Origin of the sequence: Bradyrhizobium sp. 197 (genome assembly GCF_023073375.1) — a bacterium.
Lineage (GTDB): Bacteria > Pseudomonadota > Alphaproteobacteria > Rhizobiales > Xanthobacteraceae > Bradyrhizobium.
Genome location: NZ_JADPJJ010000058.1, coordinates 39,064 through 65,423 on the forward strand (window position 1 = coordinate 39,064; position 26,360 = coordinate 65,423).

The 26,360-nt window shown below is 64.5% G+C and carries 23 protein-coding genes; 7 read left to right on the forward strand and 16 right to left on the reverse strand.

The window, feature by feature from the left end:
* Nucleotides 1–171: 171 nt before the first annotated feature.
* The gene (locus IVB27_RS13600) at nt 172–2,382 is read right to left on the reverse strand and encodes a primosomal protein N' (RefSeq protein WP_247444068.1); all 2,211 of its coding nucleotides are present in this window, start codon (nt 2,380–2,382) and stop codon (nt 172–174) included.
* A gap of 111 nt (nt 2,383–2,493) precedes the next feature.
* Between IVB27_RS13600 and IVB27_RS13605 the strand changes: the two genes are divergently transcribed.
* Complete coding sequence (locus IVB27_RS13605) at nt 2,494–3,459, forward strand: tyrosine recombinase XerC (RefSeq protein WP_247344385.1); 966 nt, start codon at nt 2,494–2,496, stop codon at nt 3,457–3,459.
* A 4-nt stretch (nt 3,460–3,463) separates the two neighbouring features.
* On the opposite strand, the gene IVB27_RS13610 is transcribed toward IVB27_RS13605, so the two are convergent.
* Nucleotides 3,464–4,027, reverse strand: a complete 564-nt coding sequence (locus IVB27_RS13610) for a hypothetical protein (protein WP_247444069.1) — start codon at nt 4,025–4,027, stop codon at nt 3,464–3,466.
* Between the two features lie 120 nt (nt 4,028–4,147).
* On the opposite strand from IVB27_RS13610, the gene IVB27_RS13615 reads away from it, so the two are divergent.
* Complete coding sequence (locus IVB27_RS13615) at nt 4,148–4,738, forward strand: DUF4337 domain-containing protein (protein ID WP_247444070.1); 591 nt, start codon at nt 4,148–4,150, stop codon at nt 4,736–4,738.
* A 97-nt stretch (nt 4,739–4,835) separates the two neighbouring features.
* Here IVB27_RS13615 and IVB27_RS13620 read toward each other — a convergent pair whose 3' ends face one another.
* The 10 genes from IVB27_RS13620 to zapE form a co-directional block, all read right to left on the reverse strand.
* Nucleotides 4,836–5,366, reverse strand: coding sequence for a hypothetical protein (locus tag IVB27_RS13620; protein WP_247344395.1), 531 nt, complete (start codon nt 5,364–5,366; stop codon nt 4,836–4,838).
* A 33-nt stretch (nt 5,367–5,399) separates the two neighbouring features.
* Nucleotides 5,400–6,800 carry a dihydrolipoyl dehydrogenase gene (gene lpdA / locus IVB27_RS13625; protein WP_247444071.1) on the reverse strand — a complete coding sequence of 467 codons (1,401 nt, stop codon included), beginning with the start codon at nt 6,798–6,800 and terminating at the stop codon, nt 5,400–5,402.
* Nucleotides 6,801–6,857: 57 nt separating this feature from the next.
* Nucleotides 6,858–7,619, reverse strand: a complete 762-nt coding sequence (locus IVB27_RS13630; protein ID WP_249811555.1) for an SDR family oxidoreductase — start codon at nt 7,617–7,619, stop codon at nt 6,858–6,860.
* A gap of 52 nt (nt 7,620–7,671) precedes the next feature.
* Nucleotides 7,672–8,916 carry a 2-oxoglutarate dehydrogenase complex dihydrolipoyllysine-residue succinyltransferase gene (gene odhB / locus IVB27_RS13635; RefSeq protein WP_247444073.1) on the reverse strand — a complete coding sequence of 415 codons (1,245 nt, stop codon included), beginning with the start codon at nt 8,914–8,916 and terminating at the stop codon, nt 7,672–7,674.
* A gap of 160 nt (nt 8,917–9,076) precedes the next feature.
* Nucleotides 9,077–12,046, reverse strand: a complete 2,970-nt coding sequence (locus IVB27_RS13640) for a 2-oxoglutarate dehydrogenase E1 component (RefSeq protein WP_247444074.1) — start codon at nt 12,044–12,046, stop codon at nt 9,077–9,079.
* A 137-nt stretch (nt 12,047–12,183) separates the two neighbouring features.
* A complete protein-coding gene (gene sucD / locus IVB27_RS13645) occupies nt 12,184–13,068 on the reverse strand; it encodes a succinate--CoA ligase subunit alpha (protein ID WP_247344406.1) in 885 nt (294 codons plus the stop codon).
* A 34-nt stretch (nt 13,069–13,102) separates the two neighbouring features.
* The gene (locus IVB27_RS13650) at nt 13,103–13,582 is read right to left on the reverse strand and encodes a DUF1579 family protein (protein WP_247444075.1); all 480 of its coding nucleotides are present in this window, start codon (nt 13,580–13,582) and stop codon (nt 13,103–13,105) included.
* A 4-nt stretch (nt 13,583–13,586) separates the two neighbouring features.
* Nucleotides 13,587–14,783, reverse strand: a complete 1,197-nt coding sequence (sucC, locus tag IVB27_RS13655; RefSeq protein ID WP_247444076.1) for an ADP-forming succinate--CoA ligase subunit beta — start codon at nt 14,781–14,783, stop codon at nt 13,587–13,589.
* Between the two features lie 203 nt (nt 14,784–14,986).
* Nucleotides 14,987–15,955 carry a malate dehydrogenase gene (gene mdh, locus IVB27_RS13660; RefSeq protein WP_247444077.1) on the reverse strand — a complete coding sequence of 323 codons (969 nt, stop codon included), beginning with the start codon at nt 15,953–15,955 and terminating at the stop codon, nt 14,987–14,989.
* A gap of 220 nt (nt 15,956–16,175) precedes the next feature.
* Nucleotides 16,176–17,360 carry a cell division protein ZapE gene (gene zapE / locus IVB27_RS13665; RefSeq protein ID WP_247444078.1) on the reverse strand — a complete coding sequence of 395 codons (1,185 nt, stop codon included), beginning with the start codon at nt 17,358–17,360 and terminating at the stop codon, nt 16,176–16,178.
* A gap of 139 nt (nt 17,361–17,499) precedes the next feature.
* Here zapE and IVB27_RS13670 point away from each other — a divergent pair, with 139 nt between their 5' ends.
* Complete coding sequence (locus IVB27_RS13670) at nt 17,500–17,754, forward strand: type II toxin-antitoxin system VapB family antitoxin (protein ID WP_247444079.1); 255 nt, start codon at nt 17,500–17,502, stop codon at nt 17,752–17,754.
* A gap of 41 nt (nt 17,755–17,795) precedes the next feature.
* On the opposite strand, the gene thpR is transcribed toward IVB27_RS13670, so the two are convergent.
* Both thpR and IVB27_RS13680 read right to left on the reverse strand, forming a co-directional pair.
* On the reverse strand, nt 17,796–18,332 hold the full coding sequence (gene thpR, locus IVB27_RS13675) for an RNA 2',3'-cyclic phosphodiesterase (protein WP_247444080.1): 537 nt from the start codon (nt 18,330–18,332) through the stop codon (nt 17,796–17,798).
* 173 nt (nt 18,333–18,505) lie between these two features.
* Nucleotides 18,506–19,141, reverse strand: a complete 636-nt coding sequence (locus IVB27_RS13680) for an arylesterase (RefSeq protein WP_247444194.1) — start codon at nt 19,139–19,141, stop codon at nt 18,506–18,508.
* A 55-nt stretch (nt 19,142–19,196) separates the two neighbouring features.
* Between IVB27_RS13680 and IVB27_RS13685 the strand changes: the two genes are divergently transcribed.
* The 4 genes from IVB27_RS13685 (at nt 19,197) to IVB27_RS13700 (ending at nt 24,374) form a co-directional block, all read left to right on the forward strand.
* Nucleotides 19,197–19,919, forward strand: coding sequence for an ABC transporter ATP-binding protein (locus tag IVB27_RS13685; protein WP_247444081.1), 723 nt, complete (start codon nt 19,197–19,199; stop codon nt 19,917–19,919).
* Complete coding sequence (locus tag IVB27_RS13690; protein WP_247444082.1) at nt 19,916–22,486, forward strand: ABC transporter permease; 2,571 nt, start codon at nt 19,916–19,918, stop codon at nt 22,484–22,486. The genes IVB27_RS13685 and IVB27_RS13690 overlap by 4 nt, the downstream gene beginning before the upstream one ends.
* A gap of 269 nt (nt 22,487–22,755) precedes the next feature.
* Nucleotides 22,756–23,547 (forward strand): Bax inhibitor-1/YccA family protein, encoded by a 792-nt coding sequence (locus tag IVB27_RS13695; protein WP_247344431.1) that lies wholly within the window; start codon nt 22,756–22,758, stop codon nt 23,545–23,547.
* Between the two features lie 296 nt (nt 23,548–23,843).
* The gene (locus tag IVB27_RS13700; protein ID WP_247444083.1) at nt 23,844–24,374 is read left to right on the forward strand and encodes a GNAT family N-acetyltransferase; all 531 of its coding nucleotides are present in this window, start codon (nt 23,844–23,846) and stop codon (nt 24,372–24,374) included.
* Between the two features lie 27 nt (nt 24,375–24,401).
* Here the strand turns inward: IVB27_RS13700 and IVB27_RS13705 are convergent, their stop codons facing one another.
* Together IVB27_RS13705 and IVB27_RS13710 are read right to left on the reverse strand one after the other, a co-directional pair.
* Complete coding sequence (locus IVB27_RS13705; protein ID WP_247344437.1) at nt 24,402–24,770, reverse strand: DUF2794 domain-containing protein; 369 nt, start codon at nt 24,768–24,770, stop codon at nt 24,402–24,404.
* Between the two features lie 614 nt (nt 24,771–25,384).
* Nucleotides 25,385–26,161: a DUF1223 domain-containing protein gene (locus IVB27_RS13710; RefSeq protein WP_247444084.1), complete on the reverse strand. Its 777-nt coding sequence runs from the start codon at nt 26,159–26,161 to the stop codon at nt 25,385–25,387.
* Between the last annotated feature and the right edge of the window lie 199 nt (nt 26,162–26,360).

The following is a 26,360-nucleotide window of genomic DNA, read 5'->3' on the forward strand; positions in this document are numbered from 1 at the left end:
GCGGGATCAGCGCGGGTGAAACAAGCCCGCCGTCTTGGGGGACGGCGGGCTTGTTTTATCCCTTTTGTCATTGCGAGGAGCGCAGCGACGAAGCAATCCAGACGGCTTCCGTGGAGAGAATCTGGATTGCTTCGCTGCGCTCGCAATGACGGGGAGAGAGTTTTGTAGTCCCTATAAAAAGCTCTGCGGATCGACGTCGACTTCGAGCTTTTGATTGCCTTTCGGCTTCGGGCACACGGCAAGCCAGTTGCGCAAATAATCCGACAGGTCGAAGCCGCGCGCCGATTTCACCAGGATGCGGAAGCGGTAGCGGCCTTTGATGACCGCGAGCGGGGCTTCCGCCGGGCCCAGCACCACCACGCGCTCGTCGCGCGGCGCGAGCGCCACGAGACGGCGACCAAATCCTTCGGCGCTCGGTCGGTCGCCGGCGGAAATGATCAGGCTCGCGAGCCGCCCGAACGGCGGATAGAGCGTGCGCTCGCGCAAGTCGATCTCGCTGTCGTAGAAGGCCTCGCGGTCGCAGGCGATCAGCGCCTTCATCACGGGATGGTCGGGCTGGTGGGTCTGCAGATAGCCGACGCCGCGACCCTGCTCGCGCCCGGCGCGGCCGATCACCTGGTTGAGCAATTGCCAGGTGCGTTCCGACGCACGCGGATCGCCATTGGACAGGCCGAGATCCGCATCGACCACGCCGACGAGATTGAGCCGCGGGAAATTGTGGCCCTTGGCGACGAGCTGCGTGCCGATAATGATGTCGACGCGACCCTCCGCGATGTCATTCAGTTCGGAGCGCATCGTCTCGATCGAGGTGATGAGATCGCTCGACAGCACCATGGTGCGCGCTTCCGGGAATAGCGCGGCCGCCTCTTCCTGCAAGCGCTCGACGCCGGGCCCGACCGCGACCAGCGATTCCTCCGCCGAACAATGCGGGCAGGTTTGCGGACGCGGCATCGAGAAGCCGCAATGGTGACAGACGAGCCGCTGGCGAAAGCGGTGATCGACCAGCCAGGCATCGCAGATGGTGCACGCGAAGCGATGACCGCAGGCGCGGCACAGCGTCAGCGGCGCATAGCCGCGGCGATTGAGGAACAGCAGCGCCTGCTCGCGCTTTTCGATCGCGATTTTGATCTCGGAAGCGAGTCGCGGCGAGATGAAGCGGCCGCGCGCCGGCGGCCCGCGGCGCATGTCGATGGCCTCGATATGCGGCATGTGCTGACCGCCGAAGCGCGACGGCAGCGCGATGCGCTGATAGCGGTTCTTGCGCGCATTGACCTCGGATTCGACCGACGGCGTCGCCGAGGCCAGCACGATCGGGACCTTTGCGATATGCGCGCGCACCACCGCCATGTCGCGCGCGTGATAATGGACGCCCTCGTCCTGCTTGTAGGCCTGGTCGTGCTCTTCATCGACGACGATGAGGCCGAGATTGCCGTAAGGGAGAAACAGCGCCGAGCGCGCGCCGACCACGACCGGCGCGCTGCCCTCGGAGATCGCCGCCCAATTGCGCGCGCGGGTGCGCGGCGTCAGCTCCGAATGCCATTCCAAGGGGCGCACGCCAAAACGCTGCGCGAAGCGGTCGAGGAACTGGCCGGTCAGCGCGATCTCCGGCATCAGGATCAGCGACTGTCTTCCGCGGCGGATCGCCTCGGCCACGGCTTCGAAGTAAACCTCGGTCTTGCCCGAGCCGGTGACACCGTCGAGCAGCGCGACGTGGAAGGTGCCGTTGGCCGCGAGCGCGCGCATCGTATCGACAGCAATGCACTGGAGCTGTGTGAAATCCGGCCGGCTGAAATCCGGATCGGGGGCCGGCGGCGGCGGAGGCGGCGGCATCGGCTCGACCGTCAGCGTGCCTTCGTCGACGAGGCCGTCGATCACGCCGGCCGAAACGCCGGCTTCTTTGGCGGCTTCCGATTTGCTGTGCAGCAGCCGGTCCGACAGCACCTCGATCAGGCGCTGCCGCGCCGGCGTTAGCCGCCGCGGGGAATCACCGACCAGGCGCACGCCGGCGCGCACCCGCTCTGGGCCGAGGTTCTCGCCCATTCGCAGGCACATGCGCAGCACCATGCCGCGCGGGCTCAGCGTGTAATTGGCGACCCAATCGACCACGGAACGCAGCTCGGGCTTCAACGGCGGGATGTCGAGCTTTTCGCTGACCTCCTTGAGACGGTTGTGCAGGCGCGGATCCGGATTGGCGTTTTCGGCCCAGACCACCGCGATCACCTCGCGCGGGCCGAGCGGCACGCCGACGAGATCGCCCGCCCTCAGCTCCATCCCGCGCGGCACCTTGTAGGAATAGGTCTGGTCGAGCGCGACCGGCACCAGCACGTCGACCATGCGGGTCGCGTTGGCGGGGGCGGTCTGGCTGCGCGACGAATGATCCATGAGGGAGAATCGGAACCTGGGGGCCTTGAAGCTAACGCCTGGGGGAGGCCTTAGCGAACAGTAAACGAGTGTGATGCGATATACTGAGTGGAATCATTACGTCCAGAGCGCATGAGCAAAGCGGCCGCCCCACAAATCGAGCTCGCCAGCGCCGATCCCTCGATCGCGCAGGAGATGACGCGCTGGCTGTCGCATCTCGGCGCGGAGCGGCGGCTGTCGCCGAAGACGCTGGAAGCCTATAGCCGCGACTTGCGGCAGTGCCTGGATTTCCTCTGCGCCCATTGGGGCGAGCGCGTCACGCTCAAGCGTTTCGCCGCCCTTGAGGCCACCGACATCCGTGCCTTCATGGCGATGCGCCGCGCCGACGATATTGCCGGCCGCTCGCTGATGCGCGCACTCGCGGGCCTGCGCTCGTTCGGCCGCTTTCTCGAACGCGAAGGCAAGGGCAAGGTCGGCGCACTCTCGGCGATCCGCGCGCCGAAAGTCGCCAAGACCCTGCCAAAACCGTTGCCGATGGCGTCCGCCAAACGTCTTGCGGACGCCGACGAACGCGCCGGCGAGGATCGCGAGACCTGGATTTTGGCGCGCGATGCCGCGGTGATGGCGCTTCTGTATGGATCAGGCCTGCGTATCTCCGAAGCGCTTGGCCTGACGCGCCGCGAGGTGCCGCGTCCCGGCGAGGGCGACGTGCTGATCGTGACCGGCAAGGGCAACAAGACCCGCATGGTGCCGGTGCTCCAGAACGTGCTCGCGCTCGTGCAGGAGTACGTCGCGATGTGCCCGTATCCGCTGCCGGCCGAAGGCCCGATCTTCGTCGGCGCACGCGGCGGGCCCTTGAGCCCGCGCATTATCCAGCTCGCGATGGAGCGGCTGCGCGGCGCGCTCGGCCTGCCCGACAGCGCCACGCCGCACGCGCTCCGCCATTCCTTCGCGACGCATCTGTTGTCACGCGGCGGCGATCTGCGCGCAATTCAGGAATTGCTCGGCCATGCCTCGCTCTCGACCACGCAGATCTATACCGGCATCGATTCCGAGCGGCTGCTGGAAGTCTATGCCAGCGCGCATCCGCGGCGGTGAGGCATCAGTCGGCGAGATACTCAATGTCAAAGATGTAGTTCGAGCCGCGGCCGATCTCGGCGCGAACATAGGGCTTGAACTTGAGGCGGTCATAGACCGGCGTCGTCGCCTTCACCGTGTGACCCCCGATATCGGCAAGATGTTCGGCGATTCGCTTGCCGGACCCGCGTAAGCTCTCCACGCGCCCCTCAATCACGAGGCGCGGCTCGGCATAGTCCGAATACAATGTGCTGGCGAATAGCCAGGTCCCGGCAGCACCAAGCACAAGGGCGACCACAAGCTTCCACTTGGAAAGCCGTGGCGAACCCTGGCCGCCGTTCATCAACCTGCGCAGGGCCAATCCAAACATAGTCAGCGAGAACATCACGCCGAACAGATAGGCATCCGTGACGCCCGCGATCGAGCTGCGCCAGTAGAGAAGGCCGAGGACGAAGTAGACGAAGAACGCGCTGATCGCGGCCACGATGACGTAGAGGCGCAGCCGGGGATGGCTGATCGCCGCCAGCAGGACGACGAAAAGGGCCACGATCGGCCAAAGCGCCCAGGCGATGAATTCCGCTGTAGTCATGCGCTGAACGTAAGACGCGTGACAAAAAAATCCCTTAAAGCATCCGCTCAAATGATCGCTTGGCGCTTGCGCCGGAACAACGGTTCGGTCAATCGTGGGGAACCGAGCCAGGAGGGACTTATGAGCGCACATGAAAGCATGGAGCATGCCGAGCATGCCGAGCACGCGTCCGGCTCGAACAAGAAGATCGCCCTCCTGATCGCCGTGCTGGCGCTGTTCCTGGCGATCTCGGAGACGCTCGGCAAGGGCGCCCAGACCGAATCGATCAGCAAGAACGTCGAGGCCGCCAATCTCTGGGCGTTCTTCCAGGCGAAGAGCGTTCGCCGCACCGTGGTGCTGACCGCGTCCGAGCAGGGCAAGCTCACGCTCGGCGCCACCACCGACGACGCCATCAAGGCGACGGTGCAGAAGCAGATCGACGACTGGACCAAGACCGCGGCGCGCTATCGCTCCGAGCCGGAGACCGGCGAAGGCACCGAGCAGCTCGCCGAAAAGGCCAAGCACGCCGAGCACGAGCGCGACGAGGCGACCGCGAAATACCATCACTTCGAACTGGCGTCGGCCGCCTTCCAGATCGGCATCGTGCTGGCCTCGGCCACCATCATCACCGGCATCATCGCGCTCGCCTATGTCGCCGGTGTTTTGACCCTGGCCGGCATCTTCATGACGGCGCTCGGCCTGTGGATGCCCCATCTGCTGCATTTGCATTGATGCGCTGAAGCGACGTACACCGTTGTCATGCTCCGCGAAGGGGCATCCAGTACGCCGCCCACCTTCGCGGGCAATGACACCGAACAAGTGGCGATGATCAGCGCGCTTCGTGCACGCTCTTGCGAAAACGCTGGATCAGGCGGAGCGTGCGGGAGGACCAGCCTTCGCCGTTGCCGGCGATCAGCTCCCTGATGCGGCGCTTGACCGGATCGACCAGCTCGGCGGCCTTGGCGCGCAGCTTCATCACGAGCTGATAGAGCCGCTCGAACCAGCCCATCTCCATCAGCTTGTCGCGCGTCACGTCGAACACGAAAGCGGTGACGCCGACCCCGAGCAGCTTTGCGAACAGGATCGTGACGACCGCGCTGGTCCAGTATTCGTGCGTGAGCAGCCACAGGCCGACCAGCTTGAGCGGAAACAGCGGAACGATCGGGACCGCGAACACGATCAGCGTCATCGCCGGCGACAGCGCGTCGACACGCTCCGACAGCCATTGCTTGAACCGCGCGAGCGGAATGATTGCGACAGCCCGCGCGACGATCGGTTCGAGATGATCCCACAGCCAGGCTTCGATCAGGAAGATGATCGCAAGCAGGACCCAGACCGGTTGAAGCAGGCGGCGCAGCATGTGTTTCCCGCCCGATTCGGAGCTGGGCGCGACCTACATATGGATGGCCCGCTTGCCGACTGCAAGCGCGGCCTCCTTGATGGCCTCCGAGCGGGTCGGGTGCGCGTGACAGGTGCGGGCAAGATCCTCGGCGCTGCCGCCAAACTCCATGAGAACGGCCGCTTCATGGATCATTTCGCCGGCTTCGCGGCCGATAATGTGCACGCCGAGCACGCGATCGGTCTTCGCATCTGCGAGAATCTTCACAAAGCCGTCGGTGGTCTGGTTGACCTTGGAGCGGCCGTTGGCGGTAAAGGGAAACTTTCCGACCGTATAAGCCACGCCCGCCTGCTTCAGCTCCTCCTCGGTCTTGCCGACGCAGGACACTTCCGGCGTGGTATACACGACGCCCGGGATAACATCGTAGTTCACGTGACCGGCCTGCCCGGCGATGATCTCCGCGACCGCGACGCCTTCATCCTCGGCCTTGTGTGCAAGCATCGGGCCCGCCACGACGTCGCCGATGGCATAGACGCCCTTCACGCTGGTGGCGAAATGCGGATCGATCTGCACGCGGCCGCGATTGTCGAGCGCTACGCCCGCTTCCTTCAGCCCCAGCCCGTCCGTGTACGGCGCGCGGCCGATGCAGACCAGAACGACGTCGGCTTCCAGCGTCTCGGCAGCGCCGCCGGCGGCGGGCTCGATCGTCGCCTTCAGCATCTTGCCGGAGGTGTCCACGCCTGTGACCTTGGCGCCGAGCTTGAACGCAAAACCCTGCTTCTCCAGGATGCGCTGGAATTGCTTGGCGATCTCACCGTCCATGCCGGGCAGGATGCGGTCCAGGAATTCGACGACGACCACTTCGGCGCCGAGACGATGCCAGACCGAGCCCAGCTCGAGGCCGATCACGCCGGCGCCGACGATCAGCAGCTTGCCGGGGACCTTGTCCAGCGAGAGCGCGCCGGTCGACGACACGATGCGGGTCTCGTCGATCTCGATGCCCTTCAGACGCGCGATGTCCGAGCCGGTGGCGATCACGATGCTCCTGGTTTCGACGACCTGCGACTTGCCGTCGGCGGAGATCTCGACCTTGCCGGTGCCCAAGATCTTGCCGGTGCCCTTGAGCACGTCGATCTTGTTCTTCTTCATCAGGAACTCGACGCCCTTGACGTTGCCGTCGATGCCCTGCTGCTTGAAATTCATCATCGAGGGCAAATCGAGCTTCGGCGCCGAGACCGACACGCCCATCTTGGCGAAGGAGTGCCCGGCTTCCTCGAACATTTCGGAGGCGTGCAGCAGCGCCTTCGACGGCATGCAGCCGACATTGAGGCAGGTGCCACCGAGCGTGGCGTTCTTTTCGACCACGGCGACTTTCATGCCGAGCTGGCTTGCGCGCACCGCGCAGACATAACCGCCCGGTCCGGTGCCGATGACGACGAGATCGTAGGTAGCCATGAGAGAAAGTCCCGTGAGTTTAGCGTGATGAGGATGTGTCAGCGTCCGCGCGGCGCGTCAGCGTCCGCCGGACACATCGAGAGTGGCTGCGGTGACGTAGGAGGCCTCGTCCGACATCAGCCAGACGATGGCGTTGGCGATTTCGTCGGCGGTACCGACGCGCTTCATCGGCACCATATGGGCCAGACGATGATGCCGATCGGGCTCACCGCCAGAGGCGTGGATTTCGGTATCGATCAGGCCGGGGCGGATGCCCGCGACACGGATGCCTTCGCTCGCGACCTCATAGCCCAGGCCGATGGTGAAGGAATCGATCGCGCCTTTGGAGGCGGCATAATCGACATAAGTATTGGGTGCGCCGAGCTTGGCAGCAACCGATGACAGATTGACGATGACGCCGCCCGTGCCGCCGTGTTTCGTGGACATCCGCTTCACCGCTTCGCGGGCGCAGAGGATGGAGCCGGTGACGTTGACCGCCATGACGCGCTGGATGCGTTCGGCCGACATCTCGTCGACACGCACGCCGCTGGTCCCGACGATGCCGCCATTGTTCACGAGCGCGCCGAGCGTGCCGAACTTGTCCGCCGCCTGGAACAGCGCGAGGATGTCGCTTTCCTCCGCGACGTCGCATTTGACCGCGATCGCCTTGCCGTTGCTGGCCTCGATCGCGGCAACCACCTCGTCGGCGGCCTGCTTGTTGCTGGCATAGCCGACCACGACGCGGAAGCCGCGCGCGGCCGCCGCAATCGCGGTCGCGCGGCCGATGCCGCGGCTGCCGCCGGTGATGACAACGACTTTATCCGTCACGCGCGCCTCCATGGTTCGACACGCGCCGCCGCGAAAGGCGACGGCGCTCGCAGAGCATCAGGGATCAGAGATCGAGCACCAGGCGAGCCGGATCTTCCAGGCTCTCCTTGACGCGAACCAGGAAGGTGACGGCTTCCTTGCCGTCGATAACGCGGTGATCGTAGGACAGTGCCAGGTACATCATCGGGCGGACCTCGACCCTGCCGCCGATCGCCATCGGCCGCTCCTGGATCTTGTGCATGCCGAGGATGGCCGACTGCGGCGCATTCAGGATCGGGGTCGACATCAGCGAGCCGTAGATGCCGCCATTGGTGATGGTGAAGGTGCCGCCCTGCATCTCGTCGATCTTGAGCTGGCCGTCGCGGGCGCGGCGGCCGAAATCGGCGATGCCCTTCTCGATGTCGGCGATCGACTTGTTGTCGCAGTCGCGCACCACGGGCACGACGAGGCCCTTGTCGGTGCCGACGGCGACGCCGATGTGGTAGTAGTTCTTGTAGATCAGATCGGTGCCGTCGATCTCGGCATTGACGGCCGGGATGTCCTTCAGCGCCTGCACGACGGCCTTGGTGAAGAAGCCCATGAAGCCGAGCTTCGAGCCGTGCTTCTTCTCGAACGCATCCTTGTAGTGCGCGCGCAACGCCATGACGTTGGTCATGTCGACCTCGTTGAAGGTCGTGAGCATCGCCGCGGTGTTCTGCACGTCCTTGAGGCGGCGCGCGATGGTCTGGCGCAGCCGGGTCATCTTGACGCGCTCTTCGCGGGCGGCGTCATCGGCCGGCGACGGCGCGCGGACCTGAACGGCGGCGGCAGGCTGGTTGACCGGGGTCGGCGCAGACGCCGCACGCTCGATCGCGGCGAGCATGTCGCCCTTGGTGACGCGGCCGTCCTTGCCGGAGCCCGGAACGGTCGAGGCGTCGATGCCGGTCTCAGCCGAGAGTTTGCGCACGGACGGGGCGAGCGGGGCGTCGGCCGGCGGCGCCTTTGACGCCGCAGCGGGAGCAGCCGCGGCGGCGGCAGGAGCGGCAGCCGCGGGCTTTGCGGGCGCAGCGGCAGCCGGCTTGGCAGCGCCAGCGGCGCCCTCGGTGATCTGGCCGAGCAGCGCACCGACCGCAACAGTCGCGCCATCGGCGGCGACGATCTCGCTCAGCGTGCCGGCGGAGGGCGCCGGGACTTCGATGGTGACCTTGTCAGTCTCGAGCTCCACCAAGGGCTCGTCGACGGCGACGGGATCGCCCGCCTTCTTGAACCAGCGGCCGATGGTGGCCTCAGTGACGGATTCGCCGAGGGTCGGCACACGAATTTCAGTCATGGTCTTTTCCTTAAGGAGATCGCCAATGCAGACATAAGTGCAGATGTCATCGCCCGCGGATGCGGGCGATCCAGTACGCCGTGACAGTCGTGATAAAGACGGGCGGCGCGGAATACTGGATGCCCCGCCTTCGCGGGGCATGACGAGGTGTAAAGACTTTTCAGCTCAATGCTTCGTCCAGGAACGCCTTCAACTGCGCCTGATGCTTCGACATCAAGCCAGTGGCGGTCGCGGCGGAAGCGGCGCGGCCGACATAACGCGGACGCCGGCTCACACCGTTCACCTGGTTCAGCACCCATTCCAGATAGGGCTCGATGAAGTGCCAGGCACCCATGTTGCGCGGCTCTTCCTGGCACCACACCATTTCGGCCTTCTTGAAACGCGACAGCTCGGCCACCAGCGCCTTCAGCGGCACCGGATAGAGCTGCTCGACGCGCATCAGGTAGATGTCGTCGATGCCGCGCTTCTCGCGCTCCTCGTAGAGATCGTAATAGACCTTGCCGGTGCAGAGCACGATGCGACGGATCTTCTCGTCGGGAACGAGCTTGACCGCTTCGCTCGGCAGCATCTGGGCGTCGTCGTAGAGGATGCGGTGGAAGGTCGTTCCCTTCGCGAGCTCCTCGAGACGCGACACAGCCCGCTTGTGACGCAGCAGCGACTTCGGCGTCATCACGATCAGCGGCTTGCGGATCTCGCGATGAAGCTGCCGGCGCAGCACGTGGAAGTAGTTCGCCGGCGTGGTCGGGTAGACCACCTGCATGTTGTCTTCGGCGCACATCTGCAGGAAACGCTCGAGCCGCGCCGAGGAATGCTCCGGTCCCTGGCCCTCATAGCCGTGCGGCAAGAGGCAGACGAGGCCGGACATGCGCAGCCATTTGCGCTCGCCCGAGGAGATGAACTGATCGAACACGACCTGCGCGCCGTTGGCGAAGTCGCCGAACTGGGCTTCCCACAGCGTCAGCGTGTTCGGCTCGGCGAGCGAGTAGCCGTACTCGAAGCCGAGCACCGCTTCTTCCGACAGCAGCGAGTTGATGACCTCGTAGTGACCCTGCTCGTGGCCGAGATGGTTGTACGGCGTGTAGCGGCTCTCGTCCTCCTGGTCGATCAGGACGGAGTGGCGCTGCGAGAAGGTGCCGCGCTCGGAATCCTGACCCGACAGGCGGACATGGTGATTCTCGTTGAGCAGGGTGCAGAACGCCAATGCCTCGCCGGTCGCCCAGTCGATGCCGGTGCCGGTGTCGATCGCCTTGGCGCGGTTGTCGAGGAAGCGCTGGATGGTGCGGTGGACGCGGAAACCGTCCGGCACCTTGGTGATCTTGCGGCCGATATCCTTCAGTTCGACGGTGTCGACGCCAGTGACGCCGCGCCGCGCATCTTCTTCCTGATCGGCGATCTTGAAGCCGGCCCATTTGCCGTCGAGCCAGTCGGCCTTGTTGGGCTTGTAGCCGGAGCCGGCTTCGAGCTCGGCATCGAGCCGCGCGCGCCAGTCCGCCTTGGCCTTCTCGACCTCGCCCTCGGTCAGCACGCCTTCGCTGATCAGGCGACGGGCGTAGAGCTCGAGCGTCGACGGATGGGCCGCGATCTTCTTGTACATCACCGGCTGGGTGAAAGCCGGCTCGTCGCCCTCGTTATGGCCATGCCTGCGGTAGCAGAACATGTCGATGACGACGGGCTTGTGGAATTTCTGCCGGAACTCGGTCGCGACCTTGGCCGCGAACACCACGGCCTCCGGATCGTCGCCGTTGACGTGGAAGATCGGCGCGTCGATCATCTTCGCAACATCCGACGGATACGGCGAAGAACGGGAATAACGCGGATAGGTGGTGAAGCCGATCTGGTTGTTGACGATGAAGTGCACGGAGCCGCCGGTGCGGTAGCCCTTCAGGTCCGACAGGCCGAAGCATTCCGCGACCACACCCTGGCCGGCAAACGCTGCGTCGCCGTGCATCAGGAGCGGCATCACCGAGATGCGCTGGTCCGGCGGATCGCCGTGCTGATCCTGCTTGGCGCGGACTTTTCCGAGCACGACGGGATCGACGATCTCGAGATGCGAGGGGTTGGCAGTCAGCGACAGATGGATGCGGTTGCCGTCGAACTCGCGATCCGAGGATGCGCCGAGGTGATATTTGACGTCGCCCGAGCCTTCGACCGCGTCAGGGTTGGCCGAGCCGCCCTTGAACTCGTGGAACAGCGCGCGATGCGGCTTGCCCATCACCTGGGTCAGCACGTTGAGGCGGCCGCGATGCGGCATGCCCAGCACGACCTCCTTCACGCCGAGATTGCCGCCGCGCTTGATGATCTGCTCGAGCGCGGGGATCAGCGATTCAGCACCGTCCAGGCCGAAGCGCTTGGTGCCGGTGAACTTGGTGTCGCAGAATTTCTCGAAACCTTCGGCTTCGACCAGCTTCATCAGGATGGCGCGACGGCCTTCGCGGGTGAAGGAGATTTCCTTGTCCGGCCCCTCGATCCGCTCCTGGATCCACGCCTTCTGCGCCGCGTTGGTGATGTGCATGAACTCGACGCCGAGCGTCTGGCAGTAGGTGCGCTCGCAGATCGCGGTGATTTCGCGCAAGTTGGCGTATTCGAGACCGAGCACATGGTCGAGGAAGATCTTGCGGTCGAAATCGGCTTCGCTGAAGCCGTAGGTCCGCGGATCGAGTTCTTCGCGATTGCGCTGGGCTTCGATGCCGAGCGGATCGAGCTTGGCGTGGAAATGACCACGCATGCGGTAGGACCGGATCAGCATCAAGGCGCGGACCGAGTCGCGCGTGGCCTGGAGCAGGTCGGCGGAGGAGAGGCCGCCGCCCTTGTCGCCGCCCCTGGCCTGCGCCTTGGCGGCGATCTTGGCACCGACCGTCTTCTCGACTTCCGCCCAATTGCCGTCCAGGGCGGAGGTCAGATCGTCCTGCGGGGTCAGCGGCCAGTTGGCGCGCTCCCAGGACGGGCCTTCGGCGTTCTTGCTGATGTCAGCCGGCTGGTCGTTGAGGCTCTTGAAGAAGTCCTGCCACTCGGCATCCACCGAGGACGGATCCTTCTCGTAGCGGGCATAGATTTCGTCGATGTAGGTGGCGTTGGTGCCCTGCAAAAAGGATGAGAGGGCAAAGGCTGCGTTCGCGTCTTGGCGAGACATACTTGAATTCCTGGCGATTTCGGTTCGCGCATAACAAACGGCGCTGGCGCTGGGCTCCCCGGCAGAGGACCAGCGCGACAGGCACCATTTACCCTATTTGCTGCGAAACTTCGCCCGGAAAAGTACGAAGGAGTGAATTAGCCCTTCAATTTTTCGGCAAGCGTGTGCCCAAGGCGGGCGGGAGACGGAGACACTGTAATTCCTGCCGATTTCATCGCGTCGGTCTTGGAACCCGCGTCGCCCTTGCCGCCCGAAATGATCGCGCCGGCATGGCCCATGCGGCGGCCGGGAGGGGCCGTGACACCGGCAATGAAACCGACCATCGGCTTCTTGCGGCCGCGCTTGGCTTCGTCCTTGAGGAACTGGGCGGCGTCTTCCTCGGCGGAACCGCCGATCTCGCCGATCATGATGATCGACTCGGTCTTGGGGTCGCCGAGCAGCATTTCCAGCACGTCGATGAACTCTGTTCCCTTGACCGGGTCGCCGCCGATGCCGACCGCGGTGGTCTGGCCGAGGCCTTCCTGGCTGGTCTGGAACACGGCTTCGTAGGTCAGGGTGCCGGAGCGGGAGACGATGCCCACACTGCCGGTCTTGAAGATGTTGGCCGGCATGATGCCGATCTTGCACTCGCCGGCGGTCATGACGCCCGGGCAGTTCGGCCCGATCAGGCGCGACTTGGAACCGGCCAGCGAACGCTTCACGCGCACCATGTCGATGACAGGAATGCCCTCGGTGATGCAGACGATCAGCGGGACCTCGGCGTCGATGGCTTCGCAGATCGCATCGGCCGCGCCCGGCGGCGGCACGTAGATCACGGACGCGTCGGCGCCGGTCTTCTCACGCGCCTCGCGCACGGTGTCAAACACCGGCAGGCCCAGATGCGTCGCGCCGCCTTTGCCGGGCGAAGTGCCTCCGACCATCTTGGTGCCGTAGGCAATCGCGGCCTCGGAGTGGAAGGTGCCGTTCTTGCCGGTAAAGCCCTGGCAGATGACCTTGGTGTTCTTGTCGATCAGGATGGACATGAGGTCTGCTTTCGCGAAACTAACGTGTGAGAGGTCAGTGGATGCGGCGGTAGACGCCGGTGAGGACGTCGGCCCAGCCTTCCGCGTCCGGCGAGAACTGGATCTTCAACGAATAGGAATCGTCGTCGATGATTTCGTAGACGTGGCGCGCATTGCCGCGGAGCGAGCCGCGCACCAGTGTCAGGGACTTCCCGATCCAGCCGCCGGAGGCGGGCGAGGGCGGCGTGTAGCCGAGCGAGTCGTACCAGAACAATTTGTAGGTCCGGTCCTCGCGGTCGAAGGTGAAGATACCGTGGGTGGCGAAGACCTGCTTGCCGTCGCGCATCTGAACCGAGTCCTGGATCAGGTAGAACCCGTTGAGATCCATATGCGCCACGACGTGCGAGGTGGCCGGCCCGCCTTCCGTCCAGCGCGACGGAAAGACCACCTCTTCGCCATTCCATTCGCCGGCGAACGCGGCAAGACGCGCGTGCTCCGGCAGCGGGGATGATGCGGCGAGATGGTCCTGGGCCATGGCCTTAGCCTCCCTTGACGGCCTTCACGATCTTCTGCGCGGCGTCGTCGAGATTGTCGGCCGGCACCACGTTCAAGCCGGATTCACGGATGATCTTCTTGCCCAGTTCGACATTGGTGCCTTCAAGGCGAACCACCAGCGGCACGCTGAGGCCGACTTCACGCACCGCGGCAGTGACGCCTTCGGCGATCACGTCGCACTTCATGATACCACCGAAGATGTTGACCAGGATGCCCTTCACGTTGGGATCGGCGGTGATGATCTTGAAGGCGGCCGCGACCTTTTCCTTGCTGGCGCTGCCGCCGACGTCGAGGAAGTTCGCCGGCGCCATGCCGTAGAGCTTGATGATGTCCATCGTCGCCATGGCGAGACCGGCGCCGTTGACCATGCAGCCGATGTTGCCGTCGAGCGTGACGTAGTTGAGATCGTACTTCGACGCCTCGATTTCCTTGGCGTCTTCCTCGGTCTCGTCGCGCAGCGCCAGCACCTCGGGGTGACGGAACAGCGCGTTGTCGTCGAACGACACTTTTGCGTCGAGCACGCGGAGCTGGCCCTGCTTGGTCACGACCAGCGGGTTGATCTCCAGCATCGACATGTCCTTGGCGACGAACGCCGCGTAGAGCTGCGCGGTGAGCCTCTCTGCCTGTTTGGCGAGATCGCCGGAAAGCTTCAGCGCGTTGGCGACGGTGCGGCCGTGATGGCCCATGATGCCGGTCGCGGGATCGATCGAGAAGGTCACGATCTTCTCGGGGCTGTTGTGCGCGACGTCCTCGATGTTGACGCCGCCCTCGGTCGATACCACGAACGAGACGCGAGAGGTCTCGCGGTCGACCAGGATCGAAAGATAGAATTCCTTGTCGATGTCGGAGCCGTCCTCGATGTAGAGGCGGTTGACCTGCTTGCCGGCGGCGCCGGTCTGGATCGTCACGAGCGTGGCGCCGAGCATCTGCTTGGCGAACTCGGAGACCTCCGCGGCCGACTTGGCGATGCGGACGCCGCCCTTGTCGCCGGCGGACGCCTCCTTGAACTTGCCCTTGCCGCGGCCGCCGGCGTGGATCTGGCTCTTGACCACCCAGACCGGGCCCGGGAGGGCCTTGGCCGCTGCGTCTGCGTCAGCCGCCTTCAGGACCGCAACGCCCTTGGAGATCGCCACGCCGAACTCATTCAGCAGCGCTTTGGCCTGATATTCATGGATATTCATATGGTCGCTCCCTGAACCCGCGGGCGGTGACCGCATGGGCCCACCTCAGTCTTGTGGCTGGCATACCATATACCACAGGAACTGCAAGTCGGATTCTTTGACATCGATCTCTGGACTTGCGGACCCGGAACCCGCCCGACGCGGCCCCCGGAAATGAAACCGCCGAAGACCGGGTTTCGGTCTTCGGCGGGGACGTTTTGACCTTAGCGGCCGAGAAGATCGGGTGCGATCTTCTTGCAGGCGTCAACCAGGCCCTGAACCGCGCCGACCGACTTGTCGAAGGCCTCGCGGTCCTTGCCGACGAGTTCGATCTCGACGACGCGCTCGACACCCTTGGAGCCGATCACGACGGGCACGCCGACATACATGTCCTTCACGCCGTATTCGCCGTTCAGGTAGGCGGCTGAGGCCAGCACGCGCTTCTTGTCGCGCAGATAGCTCTCGGCCATCGCGATCGCGGAGGCCGCGGGGGCGTAGAAGGCCGAGCCGGTCTTGAGCAGATTGACGATCTCGGCGCCGCCGTTGCGGGTGCGGTCGACGATCTCGTCGAGGCGCACCTGCGAGGTCCAGCCCATCTTGATGAGGTCGGGCAGCGGGATGCCGGCGACGGTGGAGTACTTCACCAGCGGCACCATGGTGTCGCCATGGCCGCCCAGCACGAAGGCGGTGACGTCTTCGACCGAGACGTTGAATTCGTCGGCCAGGAAGTAGCGGAAGCGCGACGAATCCAGCACGCCGGCCATGCCGACGACCTTCTTGTGCGGCAGGCCGGAGGCCTTCTGCAGCGCCCAGACCATCGCGTCGAGCGGGTTAGTGATGCAGATGACGAAAGCGTCGGGGGCATACTTCTTGATGCCGGCGCCGACCTGCTCCATGACCTTGAGGTTGATGGAGAGGAGGTCGTCGCGGCTCATGCCGGGCTTGCGCGGCACGCCGGCGGTGACGATGCAGACTTTTGCGTTGTCGAGCGCCTCGTAGGAGTTCGCGCCGGTGAAATGCGCGTCAAAGCCGTCGACCGGCGAGGACTGCGCGATGTCGAGCGCCTTGCCCTGCGGCACGCCCTCGGCGATGTCGAACATCACCACATCGCCCAGCTCTTTCAAGCCGATGAGATGAGCCAACGTTCCGCCGATCTGACCGGAGCCAATCAAAGCAATCTTGTCGCGCGCCATGTGAACCTGTCCTTTAGACACGTCAGGAGGAGAAAACTGAGACGGGTGGTTATCCCTTTAGCCTCCCCCGTTCAAGTCGCCGGTTGCCCATTTGTCGGGCTTGCCGCGTATTGGAGCGCATCCCTGTCATTCCAGAGCGCATCCAACCGGTTTGCACGAAACATGGCCCGATGACGGGCTCCGTCGCGGCCCCCGGAATGACAGCGCTGGCAAATAGGACTTAAGTCTCCACCAAGCCCTTGGTCGAGCCGCTGGCGGTGGAATCCTTGCGGCCGTGGGGCAGCGCCAGATAGGATTCCGAGCTCATTTCAATCAGGCGCGACGACGTTCGCTTGAACTCGTTGGCCTCGTTGCCCTCGTGGGCGAGGTACAGCGAGATCGGGTTGGCATCGGCGGAAGCCATCAGCTTCACGGCATTGTCATAGAGTGTGTCGATCAGCGTGATGAAGCGCTTGGCGGCGTTGCGCTGGGAGAGGTCCATCACTGGAATATGGTCGACCAGGATAGTGTGATAGTCGTGCGCCAGCCTGAGATAGTCGGATGCGCCGAGCGGCTTCTCGCAGAGATCGGCGAACGAAAACCGCGCCACGCCGGGGGCCGAGCACGGCACGTGCAGGATGCGCCCCTTGATCGAAATATCGCGCGGCTTGCATTTGGCGCTGCCGGACATCTTCGACCAAGCGCGGTCGAGCGCGGTGTCCGCCTCAGTGTCTGCCGGCGTCAGCCACATCGGCACGCCCTGAAGTTTTTCCAGCCGGAAGTCGGTGCGCGCGTCGAGCCGCAGCACGTCCATGTGGTCGGTAATCTGCTTGATGAACGGCAGGAACAGCGAACGGTTCAGGCCGCCCTTGTAGAGATCGTCAGGCGCGACGTTGGAGGTCGCGACCACCACGGTGCCGAGCTCCAGCAGCTTTGCGAACAGGCGGCCGAGGATCATCGCGTCGGCGATGTCGGTGACGTGGAATTCGTCGAAGCAGAGCAGCCAGCTCTCCTCGAAGATGGCGTTAGCGGTCAGCGTGATGACGTCGCCGTCGGCGATCTCGCCGCGCGCGATGCCCTGGCGATAGTCGTAGATGCGCTCGTGCACATCGGCCATGAACTCGTGGAAATGCGCGCGCCGCTTGTGCTCGACGGTACTGTGCTGAAAGAACAGGTCCATCAGCATGGTCTTGCCGCGGCCGACCTCGCCATGGACGTAGAGCCCGTGCGGCGCGTCGTCCTTGTCGCTGCTGAACAGGCGACTGAGCAGGCCCTGCTTGCGCGGCGGCTTGTAATCGGCGAGCCGCTGGTCGAGCGCCGTATAGGCTTCGGCGATTTCGGCCTGCGCAGCGTCGGGCTCGATCGCGCCGCACGCGATCTGGGCCTGATACGCCTCGCGGAATGGGGAACTGGGGGTCGAGAGCATGGCTCTTTACCGCCAGAGACCGGCGGAAATTGCAACTGTGTATTGGCGCAAGGGGCGCATGCGCTTACCCTGGTCCACGTGGGTGCGGGCGGATGATTGAAATATCAGAGAGTTTAGCGGCTACTTTGAGGTTCCTGACATGGCTCTTAGTATCGAGGACCCCGAGACCGAGCATCTCGCGTGGAGGCTGGCGCAACTCACCGGCGAGACCGTTGTGGTCGCGACGAAGCGAGCTATCGAGGAGCGGCTTAGCCGGATCGACAATCAGCACCGCAAGGCTGCTCTCTTGGACGATATGGCTGCGAGCCGCCGACGCTGGAGCGAGCTGCCTGTGGTAGCCGACCAGACGGCAGACGAAATTGTTGTCTATGACAAACACGGGTTGCCATTCTGACCGCGATAGACGCCACGCGCCATATGGCTCGCGAGCCAAGCTCACTCACACAACTCGTAAGCGTCCTCGACCACATAGGGACCGCCGCCGGTGGAGGCGCGCGAGGAGAACAGCACGAAGCGTTCGGCCGTGAACGCCTTGCTGGGAAAATAGCCGCGCAGCGAGAGATAGTCGGCGACATCTCGGTCGGTGGCGTCATGCAGACGGGCCAGCGTGACGTGCGGGATAAACTTGCGGCCTTCAGGGTCGAGGCCGATCCGCTGCATCATGCGCTCGAGCTCGGCCTGCAATTCCATCAGCGGCTTGCTTGGCACGATGGTTGCGACCACCGCACGCGGCTTGCGTCCGCCGAAACTCTGCAGTCCCTGCACCTTCACCTCGAACGGCTTGCGGTCGACGCGAAACAGCATCGAGGCGATTTCGTTGGCGGACATGCCGTCGATATTGCCGATGAAACGCAGGGTGACATGGTAATTTTCGGGGTCGATCCAGCGGGCGCCGGGAAGCCCGCCCCGCAAATTGGAAAGCGACTGGCCAATCTCGGCCGGAATTTCCAGACCGGTGAACAAACGCGGCATCGTTTCGCACTCCCGATGCTTGGGCATGATCCTCGGAAAGACCATATCCAAATTTTAGAGCCGGCGACGAATCACCGGTACCCCAATTCCTATCGCAGTTGTGTGACCCTGCGAAGCATCGCGCGCCTCACCCCGGTAAAACCCTGGGAATTACGGTCGGCGCTGCCTGCTTTTCAACGCCGTTGCTCAGCTATCGTGCCAAGGAATGCCTCAACCGTGGGCAAGATATTCTTGACGATGATGTCGACGCCGGGCGCGGTCGGATGAATGCCGTCGGCCTGGTTGAGTTTGGCGTCGGCCGCGACACCCTCAAGAAAAAACGGATAGAGCGGCACGTCGAATTTTCTCGCCAGATCCGGATAAATCGAATTGAAGCGTGCCGCATAATCCGAGCCGTAATTCGGCGCCGCCAGCATGCCGCACAGCATGACTGGAATCTTGCGCACCTTGAGGCGCTGGACGATCTCGGCCAGCGCGGCGCGCGTCAAATCGGGATTGATGCCGCGCAATGCGTCGTTGGCGCCGAGCTCGATGATGACACCATCGGTTCCATCAGGGACCGACCAGTCGAGCCGGTCACGGCCGCCGGACGAGGTGTCCCCGGACACCCCCGCGTTGGTCATGTCGATGTCTATGCCTTTGGCCTGCAAGGCTTTTTGAAGCTTTGTGGGGAATGCTTCCTGGGCCGGGAGGCCAAGACCGGCGCTTAAGGAATCGCCGAGAACGACAAGCTTGACCGATTTTGTCGATTCCGCCCAAGCCGGATTTGCGACCGTCATCAAAGCGAACATCAACACGGCTATGTGCATGAACAAACCGTAACGCCTCTCGACCGCGCGTACGGAGTTGCCATATGACCGGACCATGGACACTCGCATCTCTTCCTCTTCGCTCGCCGCCAGCTCGGCGGACACCATCGCCATCTCCAACGTCAATCTGTCATTGGGTACGGGCGCGGCACGCGTTCACATTCTCAAGGATATCAGCTTGCGCGTCGGCCGTAGCGAGACGATCGGCCTGATCGGCCCGTCAGGCTCGGGCAAATCCACGCTGCTGATGGTGATGGCTGGGCTGGAGCGTCCTGATAGCGGAGAGGTGGTGGTCAGCGGCACGCCTTTCAATGCCCTCGACGAGGACGCGCTGGCCCGCTTCCGCGGCCGCCAGGTCGGCATCGTCTTCCAGTCCTTCCATTTGATCCCGACGATGACGGCGCTGGAGAACGTCGCCGTGCCGCTCGAACTCGCCGGCAATCCCGACGCCGCGAAGCGCGCGGCGCAGGAGCTGCATTCGGTCGGGCTCGGCGACCGTCTGCATCATTATCCGACGCAACTCTCCGGCGGCGAGCAGCAGCGCGTCGCGCTGGCGCGCGCGCTGGCGCCCGATCCCGCGATCCTCGTTGCCGACGAGCCGACCGGCAATCTCGACGAAGCCACCGGCAAGCAGATCGTCGATCTCCTGTTCAGTAAGCATGCCGAGCGCGGCATGACCCTGGTGCTGGTCACGCACGATTCCTCGCTCGCGCATCGCTGCGATCGCGTCATCCGCCTGCGTTCGGGGCGCATCGACACGCAGTCTGCGCCCGCATGAGCGCAGCAGTCGAACCGTTCGCGAAGCCCAACGGCGTCGCGCTGTCGCTGCGCTACGCGCTGCGCGAATTGCGCGGCGGCTTGCGCGGCTTTTACGTATTCATTTCCTGCATCGCGCTCGGCGTGATGGCCATCGCCGGCGTCGGCTCGGTCTCGGCGAGCCTGAGCGACGGCCTCGCTCGCGAGGGCCGCACGCTGCTCGGCGGCGACGTGTCGTTCGTCTTGTTTCAGCGCGAAGCGAAGCCGGAGGAAGTCGCCTTCCTGCGTTCGCGCGGTACCGTCTCGAGCGCCGCCACACTGCGCGGCATGGCGCGGTCGGCGGAGGGCCAGCTCGCACTGGTCGAGATGAAGGCGGTCGACGATACCTATCCGATGCTCGGACAGCTGACGCTGGCGCCGCCGCTGCCGATGTCCGACCTGCTCGCGGAGCGCGACGGCGCGTTCGGCGCCGCCGCCGATCCGACGCTGCTGGCGCGGCTCTCGCTCAAGACCGGTGATCGCGTCACCGTCGGCTCAGCAACGTTCCAGATCCGCAGCACGGTCGAGGCCGAGCCTGACAAACTCGCCGGCGGCATCGGCTTCGGCCCGCGCTTCCTGATCAGCGAGGCAGGCCTGCGCGCGACAGGCCTGATCCAGCCCGGCAGCCTGGTGCGCTGGGTCTATCGGGTGAAGCTGCCGGAGATCGCCAACAGCGAGCGCGACACCGAAACCTTCATCGCGGATGCGCGCAACGCCGCGCCGCAGGCCGGCTGGGAGGTCCGCAGCCGTTCCAATGCCTCGCCGCAGCTCGAACGCAATATCAGCCGCTTCACGCAGTTTTTGACGCTGGTCGGCCTCGCTGCGCTGCTGGTCGGCGGTGTCGGCGTCGCCAATGCCGTCAAGAGCCATATCGACCACAAGCTCGAGGTGATCGCGGCCTTGAAGGCCGTCGGCGCCACCGGGCGCGACGTGTTCGGCATCTATCTCGCGCAGGTTCTCCTGCTCGCAGCGATCGGTTCGTTGATCGGCCTTGCACTCGGCGCCGCCATGCCCTTTGCGATCGTCGGCCTGTTCGGCAAGCTGCTGCCGCTGCCGGTGGTCCCGGCGGTGCATGCCGACGAGCTCGCGCTGTCGTTCGTCTACGGGCTGCTCACTGCGCTTGCCTTCGGCCTGTGGCCACTCGGGCGCGTGCACGACGTGCCGGTGGCCGCGCTGTTCCGCGACACCATCAGCAACGAATGGCACCGGCCACGCTGGAGCTACCTCGTTTTCATGGCCGTCGTGGTCGCGCTGCTCATCGCGGTCGTGATTGGCCTGTCGTTCGACAAGCGCATCGCCGCGGTGTTCGTGGCCTCCTCCGTCGTCGTGTTCGCGCTGCTGCGCGGCATTGCCGTGCTGCTGATGGCGATCGCGCGGCGGCTGCCGCGCACGCGGTTGCCGATGCTGCGCCTCGCGATCGCCAACATCCACCGGCCGGGCGCGCTGACGCCCTCGGTCGTGCTGTCGTTGGGCCTCGGGCTCGCGGTGCTCGTCACCATCACCCAGATCGACGGCAATCTGCGCCGGCAGTTCCTGGCGGCATTGCCCGAGCACGCACCATCGTTCTTCTTCATCGACATCCCGAGCACGCAGGCCGAGCAGTTCGACGGTTATCTGCGCCAGATCGCCCCTGGCGCGAAGGTCGAGGACGTGCCGATGCTGCGCGGGCGCATCGTCGGAGCCCGCGGCGTCCGCGCCGAGGAGCTCAAGCCCGCCACCGATTCCGAGTGGGTGCTGCAGAGCGACCGTGGCCTGACCTATACCGCCGATCTGCCGAAAGGCTCCAAGGTGGTCGAGGGCGAGTGGTGGAGCGCCGATTATACCGGCCCACCGCTGGTTTCGATGGAGAAGAAGATCGCGGACGGGCTCGGCCTCAAGCTCGGTGACGAGGTCGTGGTCAATATCCTCGGCCGCGACATCCCCGCGAAGATCAGCAATCTGCGCAGCATCGACTGGCAGGGCCTCGGTATCAATTTCGTCCTGGTGTTCTCGCCGAACGCATTCAAGGGCGCGCCGCATACCCACATCGCGACGCTGACGGAAGCCGGCGGCGACGCGGCTGGCGACGGCAAGATCATCAAGGAGGTCGCCGACGCCTATCCGATGGTGACGAGCGTGCGTGTGCGCGAGGTGATGGAGACGGTCGGCTCGGTCGTGACCAATCTGGCACTGGCGATCCGCGGCGCCAGCGCCGTGACCCTGATTTCGGCGATCCTGGTGCTGGGCGGCGCGCTCGCCGCCGGCCATCGCCACCGGGTCTACGATGCGGTGATCCTCAAGACCCTGGGCGCGACCCGGCTGCGGCTGCTCGGCGCCTATGCGCTCGAATACCTCCTGATCGGCCTCGCCACTGCGGTTTTCGGCGTTTTCGCCGGCAGCGTCGCGGCCTGGATGATCGTGACCCGGCTGATGACGCTCACCTTCGTCTGGCAGGCCGGCAGCGCGGCCGGCGTGGTCGCGGCCGCCCTGGTCGTCACGGTCGGCCTCGGGCTCGCCGGCACGCTCCTGGCGTTGAACAAAAAGCCCGCCACGGTGTTGCGGAATTTGTGACAAATGGTAGCGGGCGGCTGCGCGGGGGCGGAATCGCACGATTCCGGCGATTAACCACGTTTGCTCGCCAGGATTGCGGACGAGGGCGACATTCAGCCGCGCGTGGACGGTTGCAGCGAATGTGCTAGTTTCCCACATATCGAATGGGTTCGGAGCCCCGATTGTTAGCCAAAATTTAGTCGGCAGACATCGGTATCCGAGATAGAATTTGACGAACCGGTGGCATGGAGCCCTCATGCCGGACCGGGCTAACCAACGGGAATTCGACCATGTCGGACCTAGACCGTAACTACGCTTCTCCTTTCGGCAGGGCCGCCGGGCGTGTTGACGCCGCGACGGTCGATGCCGGCCTGCGCGCCTACATGCTGCGCATCTACAACTACATGAGCATCGGCCTGGCCATCACCGGCCTTGCCGCACTCGGCGTCTACATGGCCGCCGTGACGGATGTTCCGACCCCGGAAGCCGTCCGCGTCGGCAAGCTGTTCCTGACGCCGTTCGGCTACGCGATGTTCGTCAGCCCCTTGAAGTGGCTGTTCATGCTCGCGCCGCTCGCCATGGTGTTCGTGATCTCGGCGGGCATCAACCGTCTCGCGCCCTCGACCGCCCAGATCCTGTTCTGGGTGTTCGCGGCGCTGATGGGCGTCTCGCTGTCCTCGATCTTCCTGGTGTTCACCCACACCTCGATCGTGCGGGTGTTCTTCATCACCGCGGCGACCTTCGGCGCGCTCAGCCTCTACGGCTACACCACCAAGCGTGACATGAGCGGAATGGGTTCGTTCCTGTTCATGGGCCTGATCGGCATCGTCATCGCGAGCCTGGTCAACCTGTTCCTGGCGAGCTCGTTGCTCCAGTTCGTCGTGTCGGTGGTTGGCGTGCTGGTGTTCGCGGGCCTCACCGCCTGGGATACCCAGCGGCTGAAGAACGACTACATCTACGGCTACGCCTCGGCCGGCGGTGAAGTCGCGGAGCGTGCGGCCATCACCGGCGCGCTGTCGCTGTACCTGAACTTCATCAACCTGTTCACGCTGCTCCTGCAGCTCCTCGGCCAGCGCGACTAAGCGCAAGCCCAGAGCGAACAACACGAGCCCCGGCCGAAAGGCCGGGGTTTTTGTTTGGGGCCGGACGTCGCAGCACCCGCCGCTGTCATCGCCCCGCCTTGTCCGCAATTGCGCACTGGGGCGGGCGATCCTGTACGCCGCAGCGGCTCCGTTCTAGCCGCGCTGTCTCGGAGTACTGGACGCCCGCCTATGCGGGGCATGACAGCGGAGAAGATGGGGCCTGCTGCGCTCGCGAAGACGGCGCCGAGAAGCCGTTGCCTCTTCCAGCCGTCCCGGGAACGCTCTAATCTCGCCCCATGTCCGCACCTGAAATCAGGCCCACCCTCGAGGCCGACCTTCCCGCCATCACCGCCATCTACCAGCAGGCCGTCCGCGAGGGCACCGCGACCTTCGAGCTGGACCCGCCCGACCTCGCCGAGATGACGCGCCGCTATCGTACGCTGATCGACGGCGGCTATCCCTATTTCGTCGCCATCCTCGACGGCCGCATTGCCGGCTATGCCTATGCGGGGGCCTACCGGCCGCGGCCGGCCTACCGCTTCACGGTCGAGAACTCGATCTATCTCGATCCAGGCTTTCACCGTCGCGGCGTCGGACTTCTGTTGCTGGAGCGTCTGGTCGCCGAATGCGAGGCGCGAGGCTTCCGCCAGATGATCGCGGTGATCGGCGATTCCGCCAATGCCGGCTCGATCGGCGTGCACACCAAGGGCGGCTTCAAGATGATCGGCACGCACCCCAGCGTCGGGCTGAAATTCGGCCGCTGGCTGGATACGGTGATGATGCAGCGCGACCTCGGCGAGGGCGCGGGTACAGTGCCGGGAAACTAGGCTCGCTCTCGCAGGATGGGTGGGCAGCTACACCACAGCCAGCTTGCGATCGATCACCAGCAGCACGCGTTCGAGCTCGTGGCCGCGGCGCAGGATCAGACCCGTCGCAGAGATCACGCTGTACATGCCCTGCTTGCGCGCGAGGCGCGGATCTTTTTCGATGCGATAGATCGGCACTTCCGAGGCGCGGCGAAACACCGAGAACACGGCGCGGTCTTTCAGGAAGTCGATGGCATAGTCACGCCACTCGCCGTCGGCGACCATACGGCCGTAGAGATTGAGAATACGATGCAACTCGAGCCGATTGAACGTCACCCGGCCCAGTTGCGCATTCGCAGCGGCTGGGCGCGCCGCCGCGCGCTGTTCGCTCGGATCGGCATCCTCCGACAGACTCATAGAAAGCCTCCTGTCGCCACAGCATGACCACGTCCGCGAAGACCGTCCCCGGAACCGCGGATCATGACAGCTGCATGATTGCCCCAACTGTTCCCCACCGCAAGGGGGCCTTGAGAGGACGCATAAAATCCGGTGCGAATTCCGGGCACACGCAGGGTGGAACTCTGTCGCGCAAACCGTCACGGGATCGTTAGCAAGAATCATAGTGTCGCCGCTTTTCCGCCAAGCGACTGCCGCCCTGCCCTGCCAAAAAGCAGGTGTGCGTTGACCCGGTCCTTTCGGTTCCGGATTCCTCAGCCCCCAGCCCCCCGGGGTCGTCAGGATCGGGTCTGTTCGCACGACAAGGAGGGCCAACGCAAGTTGGTCCTTTTTTGTTTGTGCCGGGATGTTTCTGCCTCGACGGATATCTCACCACAAACTCTCTCCCCTCATCCTGAGGAGCCGCGAAGCGGCGTCTCGAAGGATCGAGGCCGGGCTGCATCAGCGGGCCTGCATGGTTCTCGCGGCGATGCGCAGCATCGTCCGCCACGCGCGCAAGGGCGCGCTCCTCACCATGAAGATTGAGAGCGCAGTACGCCGCTTAGGCAGTACGACTCTTAGAGAGAGAATCGAAATCAGTGCAGCGACGTATACGCCGCGCCCAGCATCGGCCCCGGCTTTTCGCGGCTGCCGTCCTGGACATAGACCACAGCGCCGTCGACGCCGTCGCGCGTGAGGTTCTCGATCGGCACCGTCCAGCTTTCCGAACGGCCGGTCCAGTCGCCGACCTTGAGCAGGTTGCGAACCACGTTGTGATAGATGACCTGCTGTCCGCGATTTTCGCCGCGGCTGATCGCGATCGGCACCGATTTCGCAATCGAGCAGATCCAGACCTCGCCACGCGAGACCGCCGGCTCCTTGCTCGCGGCCACCGAGACATTGATCTGCTTGCCCGCGAGCGACATCGTCACCGGCACGCTCATCACGCCTGTGCCCTTGTCGGTCTTGCCGATCGCGCTTTCGATGCCGGTGCGGTCGCTGCCGACGACATGCGTGGAGCCGTTGACCACGACCTGGGGCGTATAGACTTCGCGGTCGCCGCGCATGCGCGAGTAGGCCCGCTGCCGTGCAGAAAAACGCGAATCCGCCAGTGTGTCCTTCCAGCCAAGATAATCCCAATAGTCGATCGGCATGCTCAGCGCGATGATCGAGGGATCGCTGGAGAGGTCGCCGATGATCTTGTCGGCCGGCGGGCAGGAGGAGCAGCCCTGCGAGGTAAACAATTCGACAACGGCGCGGGGCTCAGCCTCGGCAGGACGAATGACGGCGACGATCGCGCAGATCCCGAGTGCGCCCGACCAGAGGGCACCGGACCAACGCGAAACCAGATGAGAAGCCGTCATTGTTGTCATGTCGAGCGCCGCACACCATTACTCGTGAGAGGGGAAATCTTACCGCCGGATGGTCACCGTAGTCTTACGAGCCTCGCACATTCGACCGCTTGGCGAAGTTCTCTGCCGGACGGGCCCATCTGAAGCCTGCCGCAAAGGCACGAAGGCGGCCTTGTGATAGGCCGCCTTCGTGTAACCTACTACTCACTTCGCAGTGAGC

Excerpts from the sequence above, each read along its gene's own strand:
- IVB27_RS13600 (WP_247444068.1), bottom strand. The coding sequence starts at position 2,382 with ATGGATCATTCGTCGCGCAGCCAGACCGCCCCCGCCAACGCGACCCGC.
- IVB27_RS13605 (WP_247344385.1), top strand. The coding sequence starts at position 2,494 with ATGAGCAAAGCGGCCGCCCCACAAATCGAGCTCGCCAGCGCCGATCCC.
- IVB27_RS13610 (WP_247444069.1), bottom strand. The coding sequence starts at position 4,027 with ATGACTACAGCGGAATTCATCGCCTGGGCGCTTTGGCCGATCGTGGCC.
- IVB27_RS13615 (WP_247444070.1), top strand. The coding sequence starts at position 4,148 with ATGAGCGCACATGAAAGCATGGAGCATGCCGAGCATGCCGAGCACGCG.
- IVB27_RS13620 (WP_247344395.1), bottom strand. The coding sequence starts at position 5,366 with ATGCTGCGCCGCCTGCTTCAACCGGTCTGGGTCCTGCTTGCGATCATC.
- lpdA (WP_247444071.1), bottom strand. The coding sequence starts at position 6,800 with ATGGCTACCTACGATCTCGTCGTCATCGGCACCGGACCGGGCGGTTAT.
- IVB27_RS13630 (WP_249811555.1), bottom strand. The coding sequence starts at position 7,619 with ATGGAGGCGCGCGTGACGGATAAAGTCGTTGTCATCACCGGCGGCAGC.
- odhB (WP_247444073.1), bottom strand. The coding sequence starts at position 8,916 with ATGACTGAAATTCGTGTGCCGACCCTCGGCGAATCCGTCACTGAGGCC.
- IVB27_RS13640 (WP_247444074.1), bottom strand. The coding sequence starts at position 12,046 with ATGTCTCGCCAAGACGCGAACGCAGCCTTTGCCCTCTCATCCTTTTTG.
- sucD (WP_247344406.1), bottom strand. The coding sequence starts at position 13,068 with ATGTCCATCCTGATCGACAAGAACACCAAGGTCATCTGCCAGGGCTTT.
- IVB27_RS13650 (WP_247444075.1), bottom strand. The coding sequence starts at position 13,582 with ATGGCCCAGGACCATCTCGCCGCATCATCCCCGCTGCCGGAGCACGCG.
- sucC (WP_247444076.1), bottom strand. The coding sequence starts at position 14,783 with ATGAATATCCATGAATATCAGGCCAAAGCGCTGCTGAATGAGTTCGGC.
- mdh (WP_247444077.1), bottom strand. The coding sequence starts at position 15,955 with ATGGCGCGCGACAAGATTGCTTTGATTGGCTCCGGTCAGATCGGCGGA.
- zapE (WP_247444078.1), bottom strand. The coding sequence starts at position 17,360 with ATGCTCTCGACCCCCAGTTCCCCATTCCGCGAGGCGTATCAGGCCCAG.
- IVB27_RS13670 (WP_247444079.1), top strand. The coding sequence starts at position 17,500 with ATGGCTCTTAGTATCGAGGACCCCGAGACCGAGCATCTCGCGTGGAGG.
- thpR (WP_247444080.1), bottom strand. The coding sequence starts at position 18,332 with ATGCCGCGTTTGTTCACCGGTCTGGAAATTCCGGCCGAGATTGGCCAG.
- IVB27_RS13680 (WP_247444194.1), bottom strand. The coding sequence starts at position 19,141 with ATGCACATAGCCGTGTTGATGTTCGCTTTGATGACGGTCGCAAATCCG.
- IVB27_RS13685 (WP_247444081.1), top strand. The coding sequence starts at position 19,197 with ATGGACACTCGCATCTCTTCCTCTTCGCTCGCCGCCAGCTCGGCGGAC.
- IVB27_RS13690 (WP_247444082.1), top strand. The coding sequence starts at position 19,916 with ATGAGCGCAGCAGTCGAACCGTTCGCGAAGCCCAACGGCGTCGCGCTG.
- IVB27_RS13695 (WP_247344431.1), top strand. The coding sequence starts at position 22,756 with ATGTCGGACCTAGACCGTAACTACGCTTCTCCTTTCGGCAGGGCCGCC.
- IVB27_RS13700 (WP_247444083.1), top strand. The coding sequence starts at position 23,844 with ATGTCCGCACCTGAAATCAGGCCCACCCTCGAGGCCGACCTTCCCGCC.
- IVB27_RS13705 (WP_247344437.1), bottom strand. The coding sequence starts at position 24,770 with ATGAGTCTGTCGGAGGATGCCGATCCGAGCGAACAGCGCGCGGCGGCG.
- IVB27_RS13710 (WP_247444084.1), bottom strand. The coding sequence starts at position 26,161 with ATGACAACAATGACGGCTTCTCATCTGGTTTCGCGTTGGTCCGGTGCC.